The following is a 7,193-nucleotide window of genomic DNA, read 5'->3' as shown; positions in this document are numbered from 1 at the left end:
GACCGAACCTGAACTCGCCGACTTGTACCGGAAGGCGCGAGAAGTGGCCGACCAGACCCGCTTTCAAGACCTTCGATCACCCAGGCCGTCGGTGGCGTCCCGGTGTGCTTGCTGGCGCCGACGCAGGACAGCTACTCGGGGGCGGACTTCAAAGCCGGGCCGCAGACCATCTCCGGGCCCGACGCGCTGGCGTTCGTGCGCCAGCGGCACGGCCTGCCGCGCGGAGACCTGGACCGCGTGGTCCGCCAGCAGGCATTCCTGTCCGGGCTGGCGCAGTCGGCGCTCTCCGGAGGCGTGCTGGCCAATCCCGCCCGCTTGCAGGGGCTGATCGGCTCCGTGCAGGACTCGGTGGTGCTGGACCGCGACTGGGACGTGCTCGCCTTCGCCGAGCGGCTGCGCGGCCTGGCCGGTGGCGCGATCCGGTTCACCACGATCCCCATCGAGAACGCCGACTACGAAACCCCGGAGGACGGCCAGGCGATCCTGGTCGACCCGCGCGCGGTGCGGCAAGCGGTCACCCAGACCATCGACCCGTCGGCTGCCCCACCGCCCGCGTCCTCCGACGAGGAGTCCGGCGCGGCCACAGTGGACGTGCTCAACGCGACGAAGACCGCCGGGCTGGCGCAGAAGGTGCGCTCGGTGCTCTCCAACCGGGGCATCCAGGTCGGCACGGTCGGCAACACCGCTGCCCGGTCCTCCTCGATCGTGCAGTACGCCCCGGACGCCTCGGACACGGCCGGCCAGGTGGCATCACAACTCGGGGGCCTGCCCACCGAGGAGAGCAGCTCCGTGCCGAGCGGCCACGTCCAAGTCCTCATCGGCAGCGACTACCGGGGCCCGTCGGCCCCGCGCTTCGCCCCGCCACGAGCAGTGTCGCTGGACGGTCCGGCCCGCCAGCAGAGCACCGCGCCGGACCCCGAGACGATCACCGCCGACGGCATTCCCTGCGTCAACTGACCTCGTGCGAACTGGTCGGTGGTGAGGCGGCCCCCTCGCCCGTCCCACCACCGACCAGCGGCTGGTGGTCACCCCCAGTGACCTCACCGCCAGCCAGCCCGCTCCGGTACCGTCCGCGGCACCGGAGCCGTCCGGTTGTCGGAAAGCCCGCGTGGGGTTCGTCCAGACCTCTGCGCTGGTGGTGCATCGCCGGTCTTCTCGCGCGCCGACGGCTGTAGCTCAACAGCGCCCAGCATCGGCGATCACCGTGAAGCACTGGGGTCTGGAACGGTCCACCGCTGGTTGAGACTACGCCGGGGCCCAGTGCGTCGCGAGCTGCCAGCACGCCTGAGCTGAGCGTGCCCCTCACGCCACGACCACCGTTTCAGGGCAGTGGTTTTCACCCGATGCACGGAGCCGAGTGGCACTCGTCTCAGACTGCCGGTACAGGGGCTTCGATCGAGGCGATTCGAACCTGCGTGCGGTAGCGTTTGCGCATGTCCGAAGCACCGCTCTCCCCCGCGCAAGCCTACGAAGTGCTGAAGGCGGGCAACCGGCGATTCGTCGAGAACACCCTCCAGCACCCGAACCAGGACGCCGACTACCGGGCGTCGCTGGCACCGGGACAGCGTCCCTTCGCCGTGCTGTTCGGCTGCTCCGACTCCCGGCTCGCCGCCGAGATCATCTTCGACCAGGGCCTGGGCGACCTGTTCGTGGTCCGCACCGCCGGTCAGGTCACCGGCCCCGAGGTCCTGGGCAGCATCGAGTTCGGCGTCGGCGTGCTTGGCACGCCGCTGGTCATCGTGCTCGGTCACGACTCCTGCGGTGCGGTCACCGCGGCCCGCCAGACCGTCCTCGAGGGTTCCGCGCCGCCCGGGTTCCTGCGCGACATCGTGGAGCGGGTGACGCCGAGCGTCCTGGCCGCACGCGTCGAGGGCCAGACCGAGGTCGACGAGATCGTGGACGTGCACATCCAGCGCACCACCGACCTGCTGCTGGAGCGCTCCACCCTGCTGGCGAAGGAAGTCGAAGAGGGCCGCTGCGCGGTCGTCGGCCTGTGCTACCGCCTCACCGACGGCACCGTCCGCGAGGTCGGCAGCCGCGGACTGCCGGAGCACGCGAAGCCGTAGGGAATCAGCTCTCGTTCGGCGCGGCAGCGGAGTTCTCCGCTGCCGCGCCGACTGCTTCGAACGGCTGGAACGGGCTGGTCACGTTAGCCTGCTGGAGCACGCTCCGGGTTGAAGGGATCCAGCCGCGTGACCGTCCAGCCGCGTCGAGTGCTACTGCTCAGCGCGACCATCGGTGAAGGGCACAACGCGACCGGCCGGGCCGTTGCGGAGGCCGCCGGTCGGGTGTGGCCGGGATCCGAGGTCAGCTGGCTGGACGCGCTGCGCGCGATGGGCCGCTGGGTGCCCGCCGCGTTCAACTGGATCTACGTCACCAACGTCGAGTCCACCCCGTGGCTCTACGACTTCTTCTACGACTCGCTGTGGCGCTACCGCTGGTTCGCCAACGCTTCGCGCCGCTTCGTCGGGGCGTGGAGCGGGCGGCTGTTGCGGCAAGCGATCGCCGAGCGCGAGCCCGATCTGATCGTCTCGACGTATCCGCTCGGCACGGCGGGGCTGAACTGGTTGCGCCGCCGCGGCGAGCTCGACGTCCCGGTGGCCGCCGTGGTCTCGGACTTCTCCCCGCACCCGTTCTGGGTCTACCCCGAGGTCGACCTGCACTACGTGATGAGCGAGGCGAGCCTGCGCGCGATGCGGCGGGCCGAGCCGGACGCTGTGGGAGCCGTGTGCGCACCACCGGTCGTCTCGGCATTCCGGCCCGGGGACCGGGCGGCGGCACGGCGCAGCTTCGGCCTTCCGGAGGCGGGATTCACCGTGTTGATCTCGTGCGGTTCGCTCGGGTTCGGCTCGGTGGACCGCGCGGTGGACGCTGCGCTGCGCGCTGAGGGCGTGGACCGGGTCGTGGTGGTCTGCGGTCGCAACGATGGGTTGCGGGAGCGGTTCGACACCCGCGCCGAGGAACGGCTGGTCGCGCTGGGCTGGGTGGACGACATGCCAGGCCTGGTGGCCTGCGCTGATGTCGTGGTGACCAACGCGGGCGGGGCCACGGCGCTGGAAGCCGTCGCCTGCGGACGATCCGTGATCATGTTCGAGCCGATCGCCGGGCACGGGCGCGCCAACGCCGAGCTGATGGCCGACGCCGAGCTGGCCGAGCTGTGCCCGCGAGCGGCCGACCTGACTGCGACGTTGCGTCGTTGGGCTGCCGAACCGGACGAACTCGCGCAGCAGGAGCAGCGAGCGCTCAAGCATTGCCAGATCGCGGATTTCACCGACCAGGTGGCCGCACTGGCTCAGCTCCCCCGGCACCGCGGTCGCCGGGCGCTGCGCTCGCAGGACGCCTTCTTCGTCTACGCCACCACGCCCGCCGTGGCGCAGCAGACCGGCGCTGTCCTGCTGCTGGAAGGCCCGTCCCAGAGCACCCGCGATTGGTACGAGCAGATCGCCGAGCGGGTCGAACGGCGCGCCTCGCGGCTGCCCCTGCTGACGCGTCGCCTGGTGCTGCGCCGGACCGGACGGCCGCAGTGGATCCACGACGCCGCCATCGACCTCCACGAGCACCTGCGCTGCCGCGAGGTCCGAGGTGAGGGCTCTGCGGCGGAGGCTCGCGAGGAGTTCTTCGGCACCGCCGTGCGCACCGATCGCCCGCCCTGGGAGCTTCTGCTGCTGCACGAGACCGATTCCGGTCGGGTTTCGGTGCTGGCGAAGCTGCACCACGCGCTCGGTGACGGTGTCGCCGTGACCAGCACGCTGCTGCGGTTGCTGACCGACAACCCTCCCCCCGTTTCGGCGCCCGGGCGAGGTGATCGGCTGAAGTGGCATCGACGCGCCTGGGTCATCGCGCGGGGGTTGGTGAGCCTCGCCGGGGCAGGTCTGGCCCCCGCCAGCCCCTGGGCTGGGCGCAGCACGCCGAACCGGTCGTTCGACGGCCTGGAACTCCCGGCCGCTGAGGTCCGGGCCTGCGCACGGCGGGACGGCGTGAGCAGTACCGCGCTGCTGCTCGGTCTCGTGGCCGAGGCGCTGCACCGGGCGCTGCCTTCCCCCGCGCCGGGCCAGCGTTTCCGGGTGATGGTGCCGCGCACGGCTCGAACCGGGCGCAGTGGCGTGGGCACCGATGAGCCCGGCAACCACACCGCATCGGTGTCGCTGGACCTGCCCGTCGGCCCGATGCCCGTCCGGCAACGGGTCGACTCAGTCGCCGCTGAGCTCGGCAAACCGGACCGAACCGGTCAGCCCGCCGCGACCCGCGCCGTGCTCGCCGGCCTCGGCTCGATGCCCGCGCCGCTGCACGCCTGGGTGGTGCGGCGGATCTACCAACGCCGGTTCTTCAACGCCGTCGTGTCGGTGCTGCCCGGGCAGCGGCGGCCGGCGCGCATGGGGGCGGCCCAGATCGCTGGAGTGCTGCCGGTGCTGTCGCTGGCCGACGGCGTGGGAGTGGCCGTGGGCGCAGTCAGCTGGGGTGAGCGCGTCGGTTTCGGGATCACCACGGACACCGGCCTCGCCCCGGTCGCCGGGGTGCTGACCGGGCACCTCCGCGACGCCTTCGCCGCACTGCGGACGGGTGACGGGCCGTGAGCTCGAACGCCCCGGTGCTGGTGATCGCCGTTCCGGCCGCGATCGCCGGGGCTGCGAGCTTCGGCCTGGCCAGCGCCATCCAGCACCGGGTCACCAAGCAGGTGCCCAAGGTGCAGACCTTCAACCCGCGCATGCTCTACGAGCTGGTCCGCAAACCGATCTGGGTGCTGAGCATCCTCACCGTGGTCGTCGGGTTGTCGCTGCAGGTGGTGGCGCTGGCTTTCGGGCCGCTGGTGCTGGTGCAACCGCTGCTGGTGACCTCGGTGCTGTTCGGGGCCGGGTTCGCCGCGTGGATGGCGGGCCGCAAGATGGACCTGGTGCTCGGGCTGGGCGGGCTGGCCTGCGTCGGCGGGCTGTCGGCCTTCCTGGTGCTGGCGCGCCCCTCCGGGCAGAGCAGCGAGTTCACCGGGGCATCGATCCTGCCGCTGGCCCTGGCGCTCGGGCTGCTGGTGCTGGTGTCGCTGGGGGCCGCCGCGTTGGTCCCCGGTGAAGCCGGGGTGATCGGCATGGCGGTGGCCACCGGGGTGTTCTACGGGGTCACCGCCGGGTTGATCAAGGTGGTGGCCGGGCAGTTCCGCACCGGCGGGCTGGCCGAACCGTTCCAGCACTGGACGCTCTACGCGGTGTGCGTGATCGGGCCGATGGGCTTCCTGCTCAGCCAGCAGACCTTCCAGCGCGGCCGGCTGATGTCGCCGGCGCTGGCGGTGATCACCACGGTGGATCCACTGGTCGCAGCGGCGATCGGGGTGAACTGGCTGGGCGAGCGGATCGAGTCCTCCCCCGCCATCCTCAGCGGCGAGCTGATCGCCGTGGTCGTCATCATCATCGGCATCGTCGTGCTGACCCGCCGCGGCGAGCAGCTGCGCCGAGCGCTCGAGCGCGGCAGCTCCGCGGAGGAGACGTGGGGTTGATGCTGCGCGGGCGAACCGCGCTGGTCACGGGAGCTTCCTCGGGAATCGGTGCGGCCACCGCCGCTGAACTGGCGGCTGCCGGATGCCGGCTCGTGCTGGTGGGCCGCGACCAACGGCGCCTGGGCGAGGTGGCCGCGCGCACCGGCGGGCAGGCGCTGGCCGCCGAGCTGACCGATCCGGCGGGTCTCGACCGGGTCGTCACCGCGGCGCGGCAGGTGGATCTGCTGGTGCACTGCGCGGGGATCGGGTGGGCCGGTGACCTGCCCTCGATGTCGGCTGAGCAGGTCGAGGCGCTGACTGCGGTGAACCTGACCGCGCCGATGCTGCTGACCAGCGCGGTGCTGCCGGAGCTGCGCCGGCGGCGCGGCCACGTCGTGTTCGTCTCCTCGATCGCCGTCGTCGGTGTTCGCGGTGAGGAGGTCTACGCGGCGACGAAAGCGGGTGTGCGGGCGTTCGCGGAAAGTCTCCGCCACCTCGACGGCATCGGCGTGACCACGGTGTTCCCCGGTGCTGTGCGCACGCCGTTCTTCGCCGGTCGAGACTACGACCGGCGGTTCCCCCGCATGCTCACGCCCGAAGAGGTCGCGGCGGCACTGGTCCGGGGAGTCCAGCATGAGCGCGCGGAGGTCTTCGTCCCCGCCTGGCTCGCGGTGCCCGCCCGCATCCAGGGCGCATTGCCCGGCCTCTTCCGCGGCCTGTCCAAGTGGTTCGGCTAGCCGCGCAGCGCTCGGATCGACTCCCACAGCGACCCCATGGTGGCCAGCACAGCGGTGGGCTCGTAGCCGCAGTGCGCCATGCAGTTGGCGCAGCGGGGGTCGTTGCCGCGCCCGTAGTGCGACCAGTCGGTTTCCTCCAGCAGTTCGCGGTAGGTGGCCGCGTAACCGTCGTTCATCAGGTAGCACGGCCGCTGCCAGCCGTAGAGCGAGTACGACGGGATGGCCCACGCCGTGCACTGGAAGTCGACCTTGCCCTCCAGGAAGTCCAAGAACAGCGGCGAGTGGTTGAACCGCCACCGGCGCCTGCGGCCGTCGGCGAAGACCTTGCCGAACAGCTCACGCGTCTCCGCCACCCCCAGGAAGTGCTCCTGGTCGGGCGCCTTGTCGTAGGCGTAGGCCGGGGAGAGCATCATCTGGTCGACCTTCAGGTCGTTGTTGAGGTAGTCCAGCACCTCGATCACCGACTGCGGCGTGTCGGAGGTGAAGAACGTGGAGTTGGTGGTCACCCGGAAACCGCGCCGCTGGACGTCCTTGATGTTGTCCACGGCCTGCGCGAACACGCCCTTCTTGCACACCGATTCGTCGTGGCGCTCCTCCAGCCCGTCGATGTGCACGGCCCACGCGAAGTACGGCGACGGCCGGAACTTGTCGATCTTGCGGGGCAGCAGCAGCGCATTGGTGCACAGGTAGACGAACTTCTTGCGCTTGATCAGCTCCTCGACGATGACCTCGATCTCCGGGTGCATCAGCGGTTCCCCGCCGGCGATGGACACCACCGGGGCACCGCACTCCTGCACCGCGGCGAGGGCCTGCTCCACCGGCATCCGCTGCTTGAGCACGTTGGCCGGGTGTTGGATCTTGCCGCAGCCCGCGCACTTGAGGTTGCAGGCGAACAGCGGTTCCAACTCCAGCGTCAGGGCGAACTTCTCGCGGCGGGCCAGCTTCTGCTTGACCAGGTAGGCCCCGACGCGGACGGCTTGGCGCACGGGAAT

The 7,193-nt window shown here is 71.1% G+C and carries 6 protein-coding genes; 5 read left to right on the top strand and 1 reads right to left on the bottom strand.

Translation table 11 applies throughout. The features are described from left to right. Window positions 1-75 precede the first annotated feature (75 nt). From ABTZ89_RS32885 to ABTZ89_RS32865, 5 genes are all read left to right on the top strand, one after another. Complete coding sequence (locus tag ABTZ89_RS32885; RefSeq protein WP_351052115.1) at window positions 76-957, top strand: LCP family protein; 882 nt, start codon at window positions 76-78, stop codon at window positions 955-957. 476 nt (window positions 958-1,433) lie between these two features. Beyond that, complete coding sequence (locus ABTZ89_RS32880) at window positions 1,434-2,066, top strand: carbonic anhydrase (RefSeq protein ID WP_270953787.1); 633 nt, start codon at window positions 1,434-1,436, stop codon at window positions 2,064-2,066. A gap of 126 nt (window positions 2,067-2,192) precedes the next feature. Then, window positions 2,193-4,574 (top strand): wax ester/triacylglycerol synthase domain-containing protein, encoded by a 2,382-nt coding sequence (locus ABTZ89_RS32875; protein ID WP_351052112.1) that lies wholly within the window; start codon window positions 2,193-2,195, stop codon window positions 4,572-4,574. Continuing rightward, window positions 4,571-5,485 carry a DMT family transporter gene (locus tag ABTZ89_RS32870; RefSeq protein ID WP_270953789.1) on the top strand — a complete coding sequence of 305 codons (915 nt, stop codon included), beginning with the start codon at window positions 4,571-4,573 and terminating at the stop codon, window positions 5,483-5,485. Before ABTZ89_RS32875 ends, ABTZ89_RS32870 begins: the two co-directional genes overlap by 4 nt. After that, the gene (locus tag ABTZ89_RS32865) at window positions 5,485-6,201 is read left to right on the top strand and encodes an SDR family NAD(P)-dependent oxidoreductase (protein ID WP_351052109.1); all 717 of its coding nucleotides are present in this window, start codon (window positions 5,485-5,487) and stop codon (window positions 6,199-6,201) included. Before ABTZ89_RS32870 ends, ABTZ89_RS32865 begins: the two co-directional genes overlap by 1 nt. Here the strand turns inward: ABTZ89_RS32865 and hpnH are convergent. Then, on the bottom strand, window positions 6,198-7,193 hold a 996-nt coding region (gene hpnH, locus ABTZ89_RS32860), incomplete at its 5' end, for an adenosyl-hopene transferase HpnH (RefSeq protein ID WP_351052106.1). The genes ABTZ89_RS32865 and hpnH overlap by 4 nt on opposite strands.

Origin of the sequence: Saccharopolyspora sp. NPDC002686 (assembly GCF_040295745.1) — a bacterium.
GTDB classification, from domain to species: domain Bacteria; phylum Actinomycetota; class Actinomycetes; order Mycobacteriales; family Pseudonocardiaceae; genus Saccharopolyspora; species Saccharopolyspora oryzae.
This window is presented reverse-complemented; position numbering and strand designations above follow the sequence as displayed.